Genomic DNA, 18,909 nt, shown 5'->3' on the forward strand with positions numbered 1-18,909 from the left:
CAACATCTGGATGACAGTTGTAGCATGTCCGCGGCGAGAGGAGGGGTCGATGCCGCGACTGACGCGGGCCGAGCAGCAGGAACGCACCCGCGGCGCGGTGCTGGCCGCCGCCCGGGCGGAGTTCGCCGAGCACGGGTTCACCGCCGCGAAAGTGGACCGGGTCGCCGACCGGGCCGAGCTGACCCGGGGGGCGGTGTACTCGAACTTCGCCGGGAAGCGCGCGCTGTACCTGGCGGTGCTGGTCGACGTCGTCGAGCGGGCCCGCGAGCAGGCCGGCCCGCCCGCGACGCCGCCGGCGTCCACCGGCGCGGCGCTGGCCGAGTTCGCCCGCGTCTGGCTGGAGCGGCTCCCGTTCGTCGGCGACGCGCCCGGCAGCGGTCACCTGCAGCTGCGGTCGCTGTCCGGCGTCGTCGAGGACGGGCCCGCCCGGGACGCGCTGGCCGCGCTCGTCCGGTTCGAGGCGCTGCTGCTGGGGCTCGCGCTGGAGGCGCGGCGCCCCGGTGCCGGCCGGCGGGTGCGGACGGCCGGGCTCGCACTGACCCTGCTCGCCGGGGCCGCGGCCGTCGCGGAGAACGCACCCGGCGTCGGCGATCCGTTCGACCTGGTCCGGGCCGCGGAGCACCTCGCCGGGATCGCGATCGTCGACGACGACCGCCCGCCGTACCTGGACCACGTCGCGCCCACCGAGACCGTCGACCAGCCGTGGGCGGCGCCGCGCGGGCTGGTCGACGAGATCAGCGGCCGCCCCGCCGAGCCGGGCCGGGACGGGGTGCTGGTCGCGCTCGGCGTGCACCGCCTGGCGGCCGCCGAGGACACGCTGCGGTCGGCCCGGCTGCGGGACGAGGTGACGGTCGCGATCGTCACCGACGACCCGGCCGAGCTGGGCCGGCTGGCCCGGCTGCGGATCGTCGACATCGCCGGCTGCCTGCGCCGGGTGTTCGCCCCCGCCGACCTGCCCCGGCTGCGCGTCGTGCTGGACGACGGGGCCGTCGCGGCCGCGCTCGGGGTGGACGCGCCGGGGATGCGCACCGAGGTCGCCGTGCGGGTGCGCGGGGGGCGGGTCGTCGCCCGGGCCGAGGGGTTCGGGGCCGGGCACGCGGTGGCCGCCTCGACCGCACTTCCGCGAGCCTGACGGCGCCGCCCCACGGGTGGGACCCGCCGGGCCGAGGAGCGGGAGCTGTACGACCGGCTGGAGTCCGACCACCGGGCGGACCGCTCCGCGGGGCTGGCCGCCGAGGTCGCCGCCGTGTCGGTGCTGCCCGCCGACGCCGGACTGATCGGGCACCCGCCGTCGTCCCACGCCTCGCTGTCCCGCTTCAAGCTATAGCGCGGCAGGGGGCTTGCCACAAGCCCCCGATCATGCCGCAAGCTCTCCCGCCGATGCCGCTCCGCCGAGCGGCACGGGCACACGGGGGGACGATGACCGACACCGGCAGCATCACGACCGGTCGCTGGGTACGCGATCTGCGGGAGCTCGACGGGAGCATGATCGCGCTGGTCGGGGGCAAGGCCGCGCACCTGGGGGAGCTGTCCCGGATCGAGGGCGTCGAGGTTCCGGCCGGCTTCTGCGTGACGACGGAGGCGTTCTGGGCGTTCACCGCGCAGGTTCCCGGGTTCGACGAGCTGCTCGACCGGCTCGCCCAGGACGACCCGGCCGGTACCGCCGCGCGGATCCGGGCCGCGATGGAGTCGACCCCGGTCCCCGGCGACCTGGCCGCGGAGATCGCCGTGCGGGTCGACGGGGCCGGCCGGGCGGTCCGGTCCAGCGCGACCGCCGAGGACCTGCCGACGGCGTCGTTCGCCGGCCAGCAGGACTCCTACCTCAACGTCGTGGGTCCGGCCGCGGTCGTCGGGCACGTCCGGTCCTGCTGGGCATCGCTGTTCACCGAGCGGGCCGTGGCGTACCGGGCGCAGCACGGCATCGACCACCGTGCGGCGCGGATGGCGGTCGTCGTGCAGGAGATGGTCGACCCGCACGCCTCGGGCGTGCTGTTCACGGCCGACCCGGTGACGTCGAACCGGAGGGTGGTGGCCGTCGAGGCGTGCCTCGGCCTCGGCGAGGCGCTGGTCTCCGGCCAGGTGGACGCCGACCACCACACGGTGCGCGACGGCGTCGTCGGGACGAGCGTCGGGGCCAAGAAGTCGGCCGTCCGCGCAGCACCGGGCGGCGGGACGTGGACCCGGGAGATCGGGCCGGAGCTGCGCCATCGGCCGGCGCTGACCGACGCGCAGGTGCTGGAGCTGGCGCGGCTCGGCAGGCGGATCGAGGCGCACCTGGGCGGTCCGCAGGACATCGAGTGGTGCCTGGCCGACGGCCGGTTCCGGATCGTGCAGAGCAGGCCGATCACCACACTGTTCCCGGTCCCGGTGACCACCGACGACCGGTTCCACGTCTACGTGTCGGTCGGGCACCAGCAGATGATGACCGACGCGATGACGCCGCTGGGCCTGTCCGTCTGGCAGCTGACCACGCCGAAGCAGATGGCCGAGGCGGGCGGACGGCTGTTCGTCGACGTCGCCGACCAGCTGGCGTCGCCGGCGACCCGGGAGCTGATCCTGGACGGCCTGGGCAACTCGGACCCGCTGATCCGGGACGCGCTGCAGACCGTCCTCGACCGTGGCGAGATTGTCCCGGCCGAGCCTGCGGTGGCCGCGGCCCCGCCACCGGGGGTCGCCGAGCCGGACCCGATCGACGCCGATCCGGCGCTCGTCGAGGAGCTCGTCGCGCACTGGCGTGCCTCGCTGGCCGGCGTCGAACGGGACATCGCGGAGCTCCGGGGGCCGGAGCTGTTCGACTTCCTGGTGGCGGATCTCGGGGAGCTGAAGCGGCTGCTGGTCGAGCCGCGCAGCCACCAGGTGATCATGGCCGGGATGCAGGCCACCTGGTGGCTCAACGACCGGATGCGCGAGTGGCTGGGGGAGGAGAACGCAGCCGACACGCTGGCCCGGTCCGCACCCGGCAACGTCACCTCGGAGATGGGGCTCGCGCTGCTGGACGTCGCCGACGCGATCCGCCCGCATCCGGCGGTGGTCGCCTTCCTGCGGAACGCCCCCGGCGACGGCTTCCTCGACGAGCTGCCGGAGCTGCCCGGCGGCCGGCAGGCGCGGGACGCGATCCGCGGCTATCTCGACCGGTACGGCGCGCGCTGCGTCGGTGAGATCGACATCGCCCGGCCGCGGTGGGCCGAACGCCCGACCGAGCTCGTGTCGGTGCTGCTCGGCAACATCGACAACGCCGGACCCGGCGCCGGCCGCGACCGCTTCGAGCAGGGCAGGCAGGAGGCGGCGGCGAAGGAACGGGACCTGCTGGACCGGTTGCGGCAGCTCCCGGACGGCCGCCGGAAGGCGGACCGGACCGCGGCGATGATCGACCGTCTCCGGACCTTCGCCGGGTACCGCGAGTACCCCAAGTTCGGGATGGTCGGCCGGTACTCCGCCTACCGGTGGGCGCTGCTGCGGGAGGCCGACCGGCTGGTGCGGGCCGGCGTGCTCGACGACCGGGAGGACTGCTTCTTCCTGCGGCTCCACGAGTTCCACGAGGTCGCACGCACCGGCCGGGTCGATCGCGAGCTGGTCCGCCGTCGCCGCTGCGAGCTCGCGGTGTTCCGGGCGCTCACGCCGCCCCGCGTGCTCACCTCGGACGGCGAGACCGTCGCCGGGGCCTACCGGCGCGCCGACCTGCCCGACGGCGCGCTGGCCGGGCTGCCGGCGTCCACCGGGCTCGTCGAGGGGCGCGCCCGGGTCGTGCCCGACCTGGCCGGGGCCGAGTTGCGTACCGGCGACATCCTGGTCACCGCCTTCACCGATCCCAGCTGGTCACCGGCGTTCGTCACGGTCGCCGGGCTGGTGACGGAGGTGGGCGGGCTGATGACGCACGGTGCGGTGATCGCCCGCGAGTACGGGCTGCCCGCGGTCGTCGGGGTGGCGGGCGCGACCGGGCTGATCCGGGACGGGCAGCGGATCCGGGTCGACGGCACGAGCGGGTACGTGGAACTCCTGACACGGTGGACCGATCTTCCGCCGACGGTCGTTGCAACGTAACTTGCGAGGCATGCCTACCATAACTCGCCGCGGGTTCGCCGGCGTCGCAGTCAGCGGCGCGCTGTTCCTCGGGATCGCCGCCTGCGGGACCGAATCCTCGGACGGCGCCGACGCCGGGGGCGGCGCCGTGCAGATCACGCACGCGCTCGGCACCACCTCGGTACCGGACGACGTGCAGCGGATCGTCGCGCTCGGACCGACCGGCTTCGACGTCGCGCTGGCCCTCGACGCCCCGGTCGTCGGCGCGTCGTCGAGCGGCAGCGAGTCCGGCCTGTCGCCGTGGACCGCCGAGGCCGAGGGCGTCGCCGACGTCGAGGTGCTCCCGGTCCAGGGCGAGGCCACCGAGGTGAACCTCGAGCAGGTCGCCGCCCTGCAGCCCGACCTGATCTTCGCCCCGGGCTACTTCGCCCTCGCCGACTCCTACCCGCAGCTGAGCGCGATCGCCCCGACGATCGGCTACCAGACCGGGCCGGCCCAGGACACCTGGCAGGAGATGACCACCCAGCTCGCCACCGCGCTCGGCCGTCCGGACGACGCGCAGCGGGTGATCGACGAGGTCGAGACGACGCTGCAGGAGACCCGCACGCAGTTCCCCGAGCTGGAGGGCACCAGCTACACCTTCGGCTTCGTCCAGCCCGGTTCGGTCACCGCGCTGCGCGACCCGGAGGACGCGATGGCATCGGTGCCGGCCGCCATCGGCATGACGCTCTCGCCGCAGATCCTGGCCCTTCCGCAGGGCGAGTCCTTCGGCGTGGAGCTCGGACCGGAGGAGATCCCGGCGCTCGACGCCGACGTCCTCGTGCTGTTCGACGGCGGTGACGCCGAGGCCCGGACCGCGCTGGAGCAGAACGCGCTCTTCGAGCGGCTGCCCGTCGTCCAGCGGGACGCGATCGTGAGCTACGACTACGACGAGTTCATCGGTCTCCGCAACCCCTCGCCGCTGTCCATCCCGTGGATCCTGGACCGGATCGCCCCCCGCCTGTCCGAGGCCGCCCAGAAGTAACCCCTCACCACCCGGCCGGCCGATCGCGGCCGGAGCCGCCGCGCGGCTCCGGCCGCGATCCCGTGCGCCCGGTCACCCCGAGTACGACGCCGGTCACACCTCGATGACGCAACGCTGACGCTCCGTGAAATCACTCGATCGGGTGACGTGAGCGTCACGTCATGCGTGTCGACCTGCAACTTCGTTGATTTGTCGGCCCGCTGCGCCGGGTCACCCTCTAGGCGGGACAGGGATCGACGTGTTGAAGTTAGCCTCGCCTTAGGCTTGCTCCGCTGATCTCAGAGAGGATCGTGATGGCGTTCCCCGCCGATCCGGTAGCCCACGTCGACCAGGCAATATCTGATGTGGTCGGGGTCGGGTTCGGGCCGTCCAACCTCGGCGTCGCGATCGCGTTGCGCGAGTTCAACGCGACGGTCGACGCGTCCCGCCGAGTGACCGGTTGCTTCGTGGAACGCCAGGAGGCGTTCGGCTGGCATCGCGGCATGCTCCTCCAGGACGCCACCATGCAGGTGTCCTACCTCAAGGATCTTGTCACTCTGCGTAACCCGGGTAGCGAGTACTCGTTCCTGTCCTACCTGCACGAACGGGGCCGGCTCGCCGATTTCATCAACTACGGCAGCAGCTTCCCGACCCGCCGCGAGTTCCACGACTACCTGGAGTGGGCGGCGTCCCGGGTCGGCCGGGGCGGACCGGAGGTGGCCGTCGACTACGGCACCGAGGTGCTCGAGATCCTCCCCGTGTGCGAGGACGGCGGCGCGGTCGAACTGCTGGACGTGGTGGTCCGCACGGGTGACGACCGGATCCGCAGGCTGCGCACCCGCAACGTCACCCTCGCCTGCGGGATGGCACCGGCGCTGCCGGCCGGGATCGTCCCGAGCGACCGGATCTGGCACAACCGGGACCTGCTGTTCCGTACCGGCGAGCTGGCCGGTTCGGCGCCCGCCCGGTTCGTCGTCGTCGGTGCCGGGCAGAGTGCCGCGGAGACGGTGGAGCACCTGCACCGGACGTTCCCGACGGCCGAGGTGCACGCGGTGTTCGCGCGCTACGGCTACAGCCCGGCCGACGACACCTCGTTCGCGAACCGGATCTTCGATCCGGCCGCGGTCGACGACTTCTTCACCGCGCCGGACGAGGTGAAGGAACGGATCCTCGGCTACCACGCGAACACCAACTACTCGGTCGTCGATCCGGAGCTGATCGAGGGCCTGTACCGGACCCACTACCACGAGCGGGTCGCCGGAACGGAGCGACTGCGGTTCCGCAACGTGTCCCGGGTGGCCGACGTGGTCGAGCTCGCCGATCAAGTGGAGATCGCGGTCGAGTCGCTGATCGACGGGTCCCGCGAGGTGATCACCGCCGACGCCGTCGTCTACGCCACCGGGTACCGGGCGACCGATCCGCTGGAGATGCTCGGCGGTGGCCTGTCCGCGGCCTGCATCCGGGACTCCGCGGGCCGGCCGGACGTGCGGCGCGACTACCGGATCGGCATCACCGAGCTCGCCGACGGCACGCCCGTCCGGGCCGGGATCTACCTGCAGGGGCCGACCGAGCACACGCACGGCATCACCTCGACGCTGTTGTCCAACATTGCGGTCCGATCCGGCGAGATCGTCGGTTCGTTCGCCACACCGGAGACCGTCCGCGACCGGACCCCGGCGCCGCGGGCCGGCCGCACCGATCCGCTGCCCGCGGGTCGCAGCGGTCGCTGATCGCCGCCCCCGCACCCCAGTAAACGAGGAGACACCCATGTCCGCGAACCCGTTCGACGACGAGGCCGGAACGTTCCACGCCCTGGTCAACGACGAGGGTCAGTACTCCCTGTGGCCGGAGTTCGCGGCCGTGCCGGACGGCTGGCGGATCGCGCACGGTCCTGCGGACCGGGCGTCCTGCCTGGCCCACATCGAGCAGAACTGGACCGATCTGCGGCCCCGCAGCCTGGTCGAACGCACCGGCTGACCATCCCCCACGATCCCGGCCCGAACGGAAGGACCCCCATGCCCGGCGTTGCCGATGCCGCCCCCCAGGTCTACCGCACGCTGCTCAGCGGCAAGATCCACCGAGCCACGGTCACCCAGGCCGATCTGCACTACGTCGGTTCGCTGACCGTCGACGAGGACCTCATGGACGCGGCCGGTCTGGTCGAGGGCGAGAAGGTCCAGGTTCTCGACATCGACAACGGCAACCGCCTGGAGACCTACGTCATCACCGGCGACCGGGGCAGCGGGGTGATCGGGGTGAACGGCGCCGCCGCGCATCTGGTGCATCCCGGCGATCTCACGATCATCGTCGCCTACCAGCAGGTCCCGGAGAGCGTCGTGCCCGATCACGTGCCGCGGGTCGTGCACGTCGACGCCGCCAACCGGATCGTCGAGCTGGACACCGATCCGGCCGCCCCCGTCCCCGGATCCGTCGACCAGCTCGCCGGCCGCTGATCCCGCCGGCCGACACAGCACACGCAGCAGACACGCCAGACACAGCAGGACCGCAGGAGGACCACCCGATGACCCCCGTGTCGATCGACGCGCTCCGAGAGCTGATCGCCGATCTCGTGGACGAGGACCCGCAGGACGTCGGCGAGCACGACGACCTGTTCGAGCTCGGTCTGCAGTCGATCGCGTTGATGCGGCTGATCTCCCGCTGGCGCGACGACGGGCACGAGATCGGGTTCGGCGACCTCGCGTCCCGGCCGACCGTCGCCGCCTGGGCCGAGCTGATCTCGCGGGCCGCGGCCCCCGCCGCCGCCCCGGAGGCCGCGACCGGGGAGCCGGCCGCCGCGGAACCCGGCGGCGCCGAGTTCCCGCTGGCACTGCTCCAGCACGCGTACTGGGCCGGTCGCGACCCGGCCCAGCCGCTGGGCGGGGTCGCGCCCCACCTCTATCTCGAGTTCGACGGCCCCGGCCTGGACCCGGACCGGCTGGCGGCGGCGCTGCGCAGGCTGGTCGACCGGCACCCGATGCTGCGTGCCCGGATCACCGACAACGGCCGTCAGGAGATCCTGCCCGCCGACGGCCGGGACACCCTCGTCGTGCACGACTTGCGCGATCTCGACGACGCCGCGCGCGACGCCCGGCTCGCCGGGACCCGGGACGCGATGTCGCACGAGATGCTGGCGATCGAGCGCGGCGAGGTGCTGCGGGTGGCGCTCAGTCTGCTCCCCGGCGGGGCCCGGCTGCACGTCGACGTCGACATGGTCGCCGCCGACGCGGTGAGCTACCGGGTGCTGCTCGCCGATCTCGCCCGGTTCCACGACGAGGGCGCCGACGCCCCGGAGACCAGCCCGCCCGGTGTGACCTACCGCGAGTACCTCGAGGCCCGCCCGGCCGCCCGCCGGGCCGCGACCGCGGCGGCCCGCGGGTACTGGGCGGACCGGCTCCCGGAGCTCCCCGGCGCACCCGAGCTGCCCGCCGCCGATCCGGTGGCCGCCCGCCCGCGGGCCCAGCGCCTCGCCTTCACCCTGGACGGCGCCGAACGGGACGCCGTGTTCGCCGCCTGCCGCCGGCACGGGCTCACCGCGGCGGCCGTCGTCGCCACCGCCTACGCCGAGGTGATCGGCGCCTGGAGCGCGCAGCCGCGGTTCCTGGTGAACGTGCCGCTGTTCGACCGCGACCCGGTGCATCCCGACATCGACCTCGTGGTCGGCGACTTCACCGGCTCGGTACTGCTGGAGATCGACCTGTCCGAGCCGGCGAGCTTCGCGGACCGGGCCCGCGCCGTGCAGCGCAGGCTGCACGCCGACGCTGAGCACGCCGCCTACTCCGGTGTGGAGGTGCTGCGCGACCTGGGCCGCCGGGCCGGCGAGCAGGTGCTCGCCCCGGTCGTGTTCACCAGCGGCCTGAACCTGGGCGAGCTGTTCGACGAGCGCGCCCGGACGCTGTTCGGCGACCCGGTGTGGATGATCTCGCAGGGCCCGCAGGTGCTGCTCGACGCCCAGATCACCGAGGTCGGCGGACAGATCCTGGTCAACTGGGACGTCCGGGCCGATCTGCTGCCCGACGGCGTCGGCGAGGCGATGTTCGCCGCCTTCACCGGACTGGTGCGCGGGCTGGCCGACGAGCGGACCTGGGCCGAGCCGGTCCCGGCGCTGCTGCCCGCCGGTCAGCGCGCGGTGCGCGACCGGGCCAACAGCACCGCCGAGCTGCCCCCGGCGCGGACCCTGCACGGGCGGTTCTTCGCCGAGGCCGCGGCCCGCGGCGACGCGCCCGCCGTGCTGTCCGGTTCCGGTGCGCTCGGGCACGCCGAGCTGGCGGACCGCGCGCTGCGGGTCGCCGCGGGACTGCGCGAGCGCGGCGTCGCCCCCGGCGACCCGGTCGCGGTGACCCTGCCCCGCGGGCCGGAACAGGTCGTCGCGGTGCTGGGGGTGCTCGCCGCGGGCGGCAGCTACGTGCCGCTCGGCGTGGAGCAGCCGCCGGCGCGGGTGCAGCGGATCACCGCCGTCTCCGGGCACCGGTGGGCGATCACCGCCGATCCGGGGGACGGCCGGGTGACCCCGGCCGAGCTGCTGGCCCACGACCCGCTCGACGGGCCCGTCGAGCCCGACCCGGAACAGGCCGCCTACCTGCTGTTCACCTCCGGCTCGACCGGCGAGCCCAAGGGCGTCGAGGTGCCGCACCGGGCCGCCGCCGCCACCATCGACGACCTGGTCCGCCGCTACCGGCTCGGCCCGGCCGACCGCACGCTCGCGGTGTCCGCACTCGACTTCGACCTGTCGGTGTTCGACGTGTTCGCGATGCTGGGGGCGGGCGGCGCGGTCGCCGTGCTCGCCGAGGGCGAGCAGCGCGATCCGGACCGGTGGGCCGGGGCGGTCCGGGAGCACGGCGTCACCGTCCTGAACTGTGTCCCGGCGCTGCTCGACTCGCTGCTGTCCACCGGGCACGATCTCGGCGGCACGCTGCGCCAGGTGCTGCTCGGCGGCGACCGGGTGGGCACCGATCTGCCCGGCCGGCTGCGCGAGCGGGTCCCCGGCTGCGGCGTCGCCGGGCTCGGCGGGACCACCGAGACCGCGATCCACTCGACCGTCACCGAGGTCGGCGACGTCGTGCCCGGGCACTGGCGGTGCGTCCCCTACGGCACCCCGCTGGACGGGGTCCGGCTGCGCGTCGTCGACCATCTCGGCCGGGACGTGCCCGATCACGTGCCGGGGGAGCTGTGGATCGGCGGTGCCGGGGTGGCGCACGGCTACCGCGGCGACCCGGAACGCACCGCGGACCGCTTCGTCACGCTGGACGGCGTGCGCTGGTACCGGACCGGCGACCTCGCCCGGTACGCCCCGGACGGCACCGTGGAGTTCCTCGGCCGCCGCGACGACCAGGTCAAGATCAACGGCTTCCGGATCGAGCTCGGCGAGATCGAGGCCGCCGCCGTGCGGCTGGACGGCGTCGACCTGGCCGTCGCGGTCGTCGTCGGCGACTCCCTGCCGGCACTGGCCGTGCACGGCACCGCCGATCCGGACGCCGTCGCGGCCGCGCTGCCCCGCGACCTGCCGCCGCACATGGTGCCGCGCGCCGTCGTCGCACTGGACCGGGTGCCGCTCACCGCGAACGGCAAGATCGACCGCCGGGCCGTCCGGGAGACGGTCGCCGAGCGGGTCAGCGTCGGCTCCGGCACGGTCACCGCCGGCACCGCCCTGGAACGGGTGGTCGCCCGGGTCTGGGGCGAGGTGCTCGAGCACGACGGCCCGGTCGGCGTCGAGACGCCGCTGTTCGCGCTGGGCGGCGACTCGGTGCTGGTCACCGTGATCGTGTCCCGGCTGCGCGAGCTGCTCGACACCGACGCCGTGTCCGCCCGCACGGTGTTCGCGCACCCGACGGTGCGCGAGCTGTGCCGCGCGCTGCGCGAGCAGGAACCGGACCGGATCGACGCCGTCGCCGAGGTCGTGGACGAGATCGAGTCCCTGGCCGAGGACGACGTCGACCGCGCACTGGCCGACCACTGAGCACTCCCGACCGCACCCACCCGTCCCGCGAGGGGACACCGGAGGTCCGCACGATGACCAGTCTCGACGAGCGCAAGCGCGCACTGATCGCCCGGCGCCTGGCCGAGGCGGGCCTGCGCCGCGACGAACCCGGCGACGGGGCGCGCCGTGCTGGTCGGACCGAGTTCCCGCTGTCGTTCGCGCAGCGCCGGATGTGGCTGCACCACCAGATCGTGCCCGGCAGCACCGCGTTCAACCTGTGCATCGAGCTGACCTTCGACGGCGAGCTCGACCGGCAGGCGCTGCGGATCGCGTTCGACGCGCTGGTGGCCCGGCACGAGGTGCTGCGCACGACCTACCACGCCGGCGACGACGGCGAGCCGTTCCAGCGGGTGCACAGCGCGCTCGGCTTCCCGTGGGAGGTCGTCGACCTCACCGGTGGGGAGCCCGCCGCGGTGCGGGACCGGGTGCGGGCGCTGGCCCGCGACCGGGCGTCGCAGCCCTACGACCTGGCCGCGGACTCCGCGCTGCGGGTGGTCGTCGTCGTGGAGGGCCCGGAGCGCACCACGGTGCTGCTGCAGGTGCACCACATCGCCTGGGACGGGCTCACCTTCGCCGCGATCTCCCGGGACCTCGAGACCTTCTACCGGCAGGCGTCGACCGGTCCGGTGACCCCGCCGGTCCCGCCCCGCCAGGTGGCCGATCTCGCCGACGCCGAGCAGCGGGCCTGGACGGCCGACGACCGGCCCGCCGACGCCGGGTTCTGGCGGGAGCGGCTGGCCGAGCCGGTGCCGCCGCTGTTCGACCGGCTGCCCGCCGAGGACGTCGCGGCGGGCGTCGAGCAGGGCGCCCGGGTGGACCGCCGGTTCTCCGCGGCGGCCGCCCGGGCGGTCCGGGAGCTGGCCGCCGGGCTGCGGACGACGCCGTACACCGTGCTGCTCGCCTGCTACACCGCCGTGCTGAGCCGGATCGGCAACACCGGTGACGTGGCCGTCGGGACGGCCGTGGTGAACCGGGAGGACGGCGGCAGCACCGAGCTGGTCGGCAACTTCGGCAACCTGGTGGTGCTGCGCTCCGCGGTGCACCGCGACGACACGGTGCGGACCCTCACCGCGCGGGTCGCGGAGGTCGCCGCCGAGGGCTTCGCGCACCAGAACCACCCCTACGACCGGCTGGTCGAGCAGCTGAACCCGTCGGCGTCCGGCCGGGACCGCTCGCTGTTCGAGGCGCAGCTGCTGTTCCTCACCCAGAAGCTGCACGGGCCGCGGCTGCCCGGGACCACGACCAGCTGGCTGCGCACCGACAACGGCACCGCCCAGCACCCGCTGGCGCTGGAGGTGTTCCTCACCGACGAGGGCTTCGACGTGGAGGCCACCTACGCCGCGGCGAGCCTGACGGCCCCGGTCGTCGGCACGCTGCTGGCCGAGCTGGAGGCGCTGATCGAGGCCGCCGCGGCCGATCCGGACCGGCGGCTGGCCGAGGTCTTCGCGGCCCGTCCCGCGCAGCGGACGGCGACCGCGATCGACGGGGAGCCCCGGTGGAGCCCCGCTCGGGCGCTCGGCCCGGCCGGCCGGGACGGGGAGGTCGCGCTGGTCGGGGCACCGGCGCCCGGCCGGGAGCCGGTGCAGCTGACCGTCGCCGAGCTGGACGGTCTCGCCGACCGGGTCGCCGCCGGCCTGCGCGCCCGCGGCGTCGGAGCGGAGGACCGGGTCGCCGTGCTGCTGCCGCGCACCACCGATCTGGTGGTCGCCGTGCTCGGCGTGCTGCGTTCCGGCGCGGTGCTGGTCCCGGTCGATCCGGGCTACCCGGCGGCGCGGATCCGGTACGTGCTCGACGACGCCGCGCCCGCCCTGGTGATCACCGGTGCGCCGGGTGCGGTCCCCGGCACGGCCGAGGTGACCGACCTGGCCGGGCTGACCGGCGCGGAGCCGGACCGTCCGCTGCCGCGGCCGCACCCCGGCCAGGCCGCCTACCTGATCCACACCTCCGGATCGACCGGTGCCCCGAAGGGCGTGCTCGGCACGCACCGGGGCCTGGCCCGCCGGCTGGACTGGGCGGCCGATGCCTGGCCGGTCGAGCCCGGCGACGTCCGCCCGGCGAAGAGCTCGATCGCGTTCATCGACGGCCTCACCGAGCTGCTCGCGGCACTGGCCGGCGGGGCCCGCGTGCTGCTCGCCGACGACGCCACCGCGGCCGACCCCGGCGCGCTGGCCCGGCTGCTGCGCGACCAGCCGGTCGCCCAGGTCACCGCGGTGCCGACCCTGGTGTCGGCGCTCGCCGAGACCCCGGGACCGGTCGCGGTGCGCCGCTGGATCTGCTCCGGCGAGCCGCTGTCCGCCGCGGTCGTCGTGGCCGCCAGGGCGTGGGCGCCGGGCTCGGTCGTGGTGAACTCCTACGGCTCGTCCGAGGTCGCCGGGGACGTGCTCGCGGGTGAGATCGCCGGCGCCGAGCCGGTCACCGCGGGGCACGTCGTGCCCGGCAGCTCGGCCGTCCTGCTGGACCGGTTCCTCGCCCCCGTCCCGGAGGGGGTGACCGGCGAGCTGTACGTCGGCGGCGAGCAGGTGGCCCGCGGCTACGCCGGGCGCCCCGCCGAGACCGCCGCCCGGTTCGTCGCCGACCCGGCCCGGCCCGGCGCGCGGCTCTACCGCACCGGAGACCTGGCCCGCCGCACCCCGGACGGCCGGTTCGAGCTGCTCGGCCGGGCCGACGACCAGGTCACCGTCCGCGGCGTCCGGGTCGAGCCCGGCGAGGTGGAGGCGGTGCTCGTCGCGCAGCCCGGTGTCCGGTCGGCGGTGGTCGTCGCCCGGGATCTCGCCGACGGCCCGTCGCTGGTCGCCTACCTGGTCACCGGCCCGGACGCGGCCGCACCGCAGGACCTGCGCGCGGCCGTCGCGCAGCTGCTGCCCGGCCAGTTCGTGCCGGCCGCGGTGGTCGTCCTCCCGGAGCTGCCGCGCACCCCCGGCGGCAAGATCGACAAGCGGGCGCTGCCCGCACCCGGTCCCGCGCAGGCGCCGTCCCGGCCGCCGCGCGACGACCGCGAGCGCGCCCTGTGCGGGCTGTTCGCCGAGCTGCTCGACCGCCCCGCAGTCGGGGTGGACGACGACTTCTTCGGGCTCGGCGGGCACTCGCTGTCCGCGCTGCGCCTGGCCAACCGGATCCAGCAGCGGCTCGGCGCCCCGGTCACGGTGCCCGATGTGTTCGCGCACCCGACCGTCGCCGGGCTCGCGACGGTGCTGTCCGGCCGGAGCCGGGCGGCGGGCGGACCGGTGCGCCGCCCGGCCGGGGCGGCGCCGGTCGTCTCACCCGCGCAGCGGCAGATGTGGACGCTGTACCGGATGCAGGGCCCCGGCGCGGCCTACAACGTGCCCCGCGGGTGGACGGTCGAGGGCCCGTTCGACGTCGAGGCGTTCCGGTCCGCGCTGGCCGACGTGGTCGGCAGGCACGAGGCGCTGCGCACCACCTACGGCGAGGACGCCGACGGCGCGGTGACCGCGCGCGTCCACCCGCCCGGTGCGCTCGAACCGCACGTCGGATCCACCTCCGGCACCGGCGGCGACGCCACGCCCGGCGCCGGGATCGACGCCCTCGCCCGGCACCGCTTCGATCTGGAGCGGGAGCTGCCGATCCGCGCCGAGGTGCTGCGGACCGGGCCGGACCGGCACCGGATCGGGCTGGTCTGCCACCACATCGCCGTCGACGAGTGGTCGATGCGGGTGCTGCTCGCCGATCTCGGCACCGCCTACCGGGCCCGCCGCGCCGGTACCGAGCCGGAGCTGCCCGAACCGGAGCTGCGCTGGTTCGACGTCGCGGCCTGGCAGGACGGGCTGGTCGGCCCGCCCGGCGCGCCCACCGCCGAGGCGACCCGCCTGCTGGACTTCTGGGCGGACACCCTCGCCGGGGCGCCGCCGGTGACGACGCTGCCCGCCGACCGGCCGCGCCCGGAGCTCCCGAGCGGCCGCGGCGCCGAGACCCGGATCGAGCTCGGTCCGGAGCTGGCCGGGGCGCTGACCGCGGCCGCCGAACGGCACCGGATCAGCATGTTCATGCTGCTGCACGCCGCGCTCGCGGTGCTGCTGGACGCGCACGCCGACGCCGACCGCGATCCCGGCGACGGGTCGCCGGACACCGTCGTGATCGGTACCCCGTCCTCCGCGCGCAGGCACGCCGGCGCGGAGGACGTCGTCGGGTTCGCGCTGAGCACCCTCGCGCTGCGGCTGGACCTGCACGGCGACCCGACCCTGGCACAGGTGCTGGAGCGGGCCCGGACCGCCGACCTGGCCGCGCTGGAGCACGCCGACGTCGCCTTCGACCGCGTCGTCGAGCGGATCGCACCGGAGCGGTCCGCGGCGTCGCCGCTGTTCCAGGTGGAGCTGCTCTACCTGCGCACCGACCCGGACCGCAGCGAGCTGGAGCTCGACGGCGCCCGCACCCTGGTCCGGCCCACCGGCACCGGCTCGGCCAAGTTCGACGCCACCTTCGCGTTCCACGAGTCCGGCACCGACGACGGCGCCGTGCGCCTCGGTGCGATCGTGGAGTACGCCACCGACCTGTTCGACGCCGCGACGATCGACGCGGTCCTGGACCGGCTGGTCCGGGTGCTGGAGCTGGTCGCCTCGTCGCCCGGCGTGCGGCTGTCCCAGCTGCGGCTGGGCGAGCCCGGTCCGGAGCTCCCGGAGCCGCTCACCGGCACCGGCACCCTCCCGGCGCTGTTCGCGGCGACCGTGGCGGCCCGCCCGGACCACCCGGCGCTGGTCGCCGGGACCGACCGGCTCACCTGGGCCGAGCTCGACGACCGCGCCGGGCGGCTGGCCGCGACGCTGGTCGCCGACGGTGTCCGTCCCGGCGACCGGGTGGCCGTCGGTGTGCCGCGCAGCGCGGACATGGTCGTCGCGGTGCTGGGCGCGCTGCGCGCCGGCGCCACCTACGTACCGCTCGACGTCGACGCCCCGGCACACCGGCTCGCCATGATCGTCGGCGACGCCGCGCCACACTGCCTGCTGGCCACCGCCGCCACCCCGGACACGGTGACCGGGCTGGGGGTGCCGGTGGTGGCGGTGGACCGGTCCGCGCCGGTGCCCCCGCTGCGCACCCCGGTGGACGTGCCGCCGGCGCAGCCCGCCTACGTCGTCTACACCTCCGGATCGACCGGGCGCCCCAAGGGCGTCGAGGTCCCGCACGCCGCGGTGCTGTCGCTGCTCGCGGCCACCGTCGGCCCTGCCGGCAGGATGGACGTCACCGGCGACGACGTGTTCTCGCTGTTCCACTCGGTCGCGTTCGACGTGTCGGTGTTCGAGCTGTGGGCCGCGGTCGCGACCGGCGCGACGGTGGTCGTCGTCGACGGCGACACCGCCCGCGCCCCGGAGCGGATGTGGGAGCTGATCCGGTCCGAGCGGATCAGCGTGCTCAGCCAGACCCCGTCGGCGTTCGGGCCGCTGGCCGTCGCCGAGCCCGCCGATCCGGCCGCCGCCGCCGGCCTGCGCTACGTCGTGTTCGCCGGGGAGGCGCTGGAGCCGCGGCTGCTGCGCGACTGGTGTGACCGGCACGCGCCGGGCACGCCGGTGCTGGCCAACCTCTACGGCATCACCGAGACGACCGTGCACACCACCTACCGGGAGATCGGCGCCGCCGATCTCGATCGCCCGTCGAGCCCGGTCGGCGGCCCGCTCGCCGGGCTCGCGGTGCGGCTGCTCGACCGGCGGCTGCGCCCGGTACCGGCCGGCGTCGTCGGCGAGATCCACGTGGCCGGGGCGCAGCTCGCGCAGGGCTACGCCGACCGGCCCGACCTGACCGCGGCCCGGTTCGTCGCGGACCCGTACGGGCCGCCCGGCACCCGGCTCTACCGCTCCGGTGATCTCGCCCGGTTCGACCGGGCCGGCGAGCTGGCGTTCGCCGGTCGCGCCGACGAGCAGGTCAAGATCCGCGGCTACCGGGTGGAGCTGGGCGAGATCGACACCGCGCTGCGCGCGCTGCCCGGGATCGCCCAGGCGGTCACCCGGGTGCACACCGGCGCCGATCCGGCGGACCGCAGGCTCGTCGGGTACGTGGTGCCCGGCGGCGCCGGGCCGGACACCGAACCGGCCGCGCTGCGTGAGGCACTCGGGGCGACGCTGCCCGGTTACATGGTGCCGGCCGCGATCGTCGTGCTGGACCGGCTGCCGCTGACCGTCAACGGCAAGCTCGACCGGCGCGCGCTGCCGGAGCCGGACTTCGGGGGCGGCGCCGCCGTCGCGGGCCGGGCTCCCGACGGTCCGGCCGAGCAGCTGCTGTGCGAGGTGTTCGCGCAGGTCCTGGGCTCGGGAACGGTCGGGCCGGACGACGACTTCTTCGCGCTCGGCGGCGACAGCATCCTCGCGACCCGGGTGGTGCGCGCCGTCCGCGACGCCGGGCTCGACGTGCTGACCGCGCACCTCTTCGCGCACCGGACGCCCGCCGGGATCGCCCGGGTCTCCGGTCCGGTCACCGCCGTACCGGCGGACGGGGCCGCGGACGGCACCGGTGGTCCGCTGCGCGACCTGCTCGGCCTCGGCCCCGCCGACGTCGCCGCGCTCGGCGACCGGGTCGGCGGCACCGCGACCGACGTGTGGCCGCTGTCGCCGCTGCAGGAGGGCCTGTACTTCCAGTCGGTCTACGACACCGGCGCGACCGGCGTCTACATCCTGCAGACCGTGTTCACCCTGGACCGGGTGCTCGACCGGGACCGGCTGACCGACGCGCTGACCCGGCTGACCGCGGGCACACCGCTGCTGCGCGTCGGGTTCACCGTCGACGACCGGGGCCGCCCGGTCCAGGTGGTCCGCGACGAGGTGGAGCACCCGGCGATCCGCGAGCACACCGCCGCTTCCGCAGAGGAGGCCCGCACCCTGGTCGAGGCCGAGCGGGCCCGTCCGATCGGGCTGGATGCGCCGCCACTGTTCCGGCTGCTGCTGGTGCACCTGCCCAGCGGCCGCGACCAGCTGGTGCTGACCAACCACTTCCAGCTGTTCGACGGCGCGTCCGCGATGCGGGTGGCCGACCGGCTCCTCACCCTGTACGACGGCGGCGAGCCCCCGGCCGCCCCCGGCTACGACGACTTCCTGCGCTGGACGTCCGAACAGGACGAGAAGGAATCCAGCGCGGCGTGGGCCGCGGCGTACGCGGACCTGGCCGGTCCGACCCTGGTCGCCGGGGACGGGCAGCCCGCCTTCACCGAGCCGTCGCGCCGGATCGGGACCCGCCTCGGCCGCGCGCTGTCGGACCGGGTCCGGGCGGTCGCCGCCGGGCACGGGGTCACCGTCAACACCGTCCTGATCGGTGCGCTCGGGGTGGTGCTCGGGCACGCCACCGGCGGGGACGACGTGGTGATCGGCACCCCGATGGCCCTCGCCCCGGACGAGCTCCCGGGCGTCGAGCACGCCGTCGGGCTGTTCCTCAACACGGTCCCGGTGCGGGTCCGGCTCGCCCCGGCCGACACCGGCGCCGACGTGCTGCGCCGGCTGGCCCGCGAGCGCGCCGGGCTGATCGGGCACGAGTACCTCGGCCTCGGCCGGATCCAGCAGGCCACCGAGCGGCCGCGGTTGTTCGACACGCTGTTCACCCTGCGCAACGCCTGGGACGCGTTCGCCGAGGCCGCCGGGCGGCACGGCATGGCCGACGTCGAGACCCTCGACGACTCGCACTTCCCGCTGTCGTTCGCGGTCAACCCGTTCGACGACATGGAGCTGACCGTCGACCACCGCCCGGAGGCGATCGACACCGGCACCGCCCGGTCCCTGATGGAGCGCTTCGTGCAGGTGCTCGACGCGTTCACCGCCGCACCGGACCGGCCGCTCGCCGCGATCGACCTGGGCACCCCGGCGCCGGCCGACGCCACTGCGACCCCGGTCCCGGACGTGACGGTGGCGGAGTTGTTGTCGGAGCGGGCGGCGTTGTGTCCGGATCGGGTTGCGTTGGTGTCGGGGGAGTCGCGGCTGACTTT

8 protein-coding genes are annotated in these 18,909 nt (G+C 75.3%); all 8 read left to right on the forward strand.

The window, feature by feature from the left end; all coding sequences use genetic code 11:
• Positions 1-49: 49 nt before the first annotated feature.
• Entirely contained in the window at positions 50-1,132 is a 1,083-nt protein-coding gene (locus ACVJO7_RS31700) for a TetR family transcriptional regulator (RefSeq protein ID WP_491675996.1), read from the forward strand.
• A 287-nt stretch (positions 1,133-1,419) separates the two neighbouring features.
• Positions 1,420-4,041 carry a rifamycin-inactivating phosphotransferase gene (gene rph, locus ACVJO7_RS31705; protein ID WP_491675997.1) on the forward strand — a complete coding sequence of 874 codons (2,622 nt, stop codon included), beginning with the start codon at positions 1,420-1,422 and terminating at the stop codon, positions 4,039-4,041.
• A 10-nt stretch (positions 4,042-4,051) separates the two neighbouring features.
• Positions 4,052-5,044, forward strand: coding sequence for an ABC transporter substrate-binding protein (locus ACVJO7_RS31710; RefSeq protein ID WP_491675998.1), 993 nt, complete (start codon positions 4,052-4,054; stop codon positions 5,042-5,044).
• 293 nt (positions 5,045-5,337) lie between these two features.
• Positions 5,338-6,753: a lysine N(6)-hydroxylase/L-ornithine N(5)-oxygenase family protein gene (locus ACVJO7_RS31715; protein ID WP_491675999.1), complete on the forward strand. Its 1,416-nt coding sequence runs from the start codon at positions 5,338-5,340 to the stop codon at positions 6,751-6,753.
• A 37-nt stretch (positions 6,754-6,790) separates the two neighbouring features.
• Complete coding sequence (locus tag ACVJO7_RS31720) at positions 6,791-7,000, forward strand: MbtH family protein (RefSeq protein WP_344019951.1); 210 nt, start codon at positions 6,791-6,793, stop codon at positions 6,998-7,000.
• A 38-nt stretch (positions 7,001-7,038) separates the two neighbouring features.
• A complete protein-coding gene (gene panD / locus ACVJO7_RS31725; protein ID WP_344019949.1) occupies positions 7,039-7,476 on the forward strand; it encodes an aspartate 1-decarboxylase in 438 nt (145 codons plus the stop codon).
• Between the two features lie 68 nt (positions 7,477-7,544).
• Complete coding sequence (locus ACVJO7_RS31730; protein ID WP_491676000.1) at positions 7,545-10,976, forward strand: non-ribosomal peptide synthetase; 3,432 nt, start codon at positions 7,545-7,547, stop codon at positions 10,974-10,976.
• A 53-nt stretch (positions 10,977-11,029) separates the two neighbouring features.
• The coding region (locus ACVJO7_RS31735) for an amino acid adenylation domain-containing protein (protein ID WP_491676001.1) at positions 11,030-18,909 on the forward strand (7,880 nt) is incomplete at its 3' end.

It is taken from the genome of Pseudonocardia sp. DxW (genome assembly GCF_058448985.1).

Excerpts from the sequence above, each read along its gene's own strand:
- rph (WP_491675997.1), top strand. The coding sequence starts at position 1,420 with ATGACCGACACCGGCAGCATCACGACCGGTCGCTGGGTACGCGATCTG.
- ACVJO7_RS31730 (WP_491676000.1), top strand. The coding sequence starts at position 7,545 with ATGACCCCCGTGTCGATCGACGCGCTCCGAGAGCTGATCGCCGATCTC.
- ACVJO7_RS31710 (WP_491675998.1), top strand. The coding sequence starts at position 4,052 with ATGCCTACCATAACTCGCCGCGGGTTCGCCGGCGTCGCAGTCAGCGGC.
- ACVJO7_RS31715 (WP_491675999.1), top strand. The coding sequence starts at position 5,338 with ATGGCGTTCCCCGCCGATCCGGTAGCCCACGTCGACCAGGCAATATCT.
- panD (WP_344019949.1), top strand. The coding sequence starts at position 7,039 with ATGCCCGGCGTTGCCGATGCCGCCCCCCAGGTCTACCGCACGCTGCTC.
- ACVJO7_RS31700 (WP_491675996.1), top strand. The coding sequence starts at position 50 with ATGCCGCGACTGACGCGGGCCGAGCAGCAGGAACGCACCCGCGGCGCG.
- ACVJO7_RS31720 (WP_344019951.1), top strand. The coding sequence starts at position 6,791 with ATGTCCGCGAACCCGTTCGACGACGAGGCCGGAACGTTCCACGCCCTG.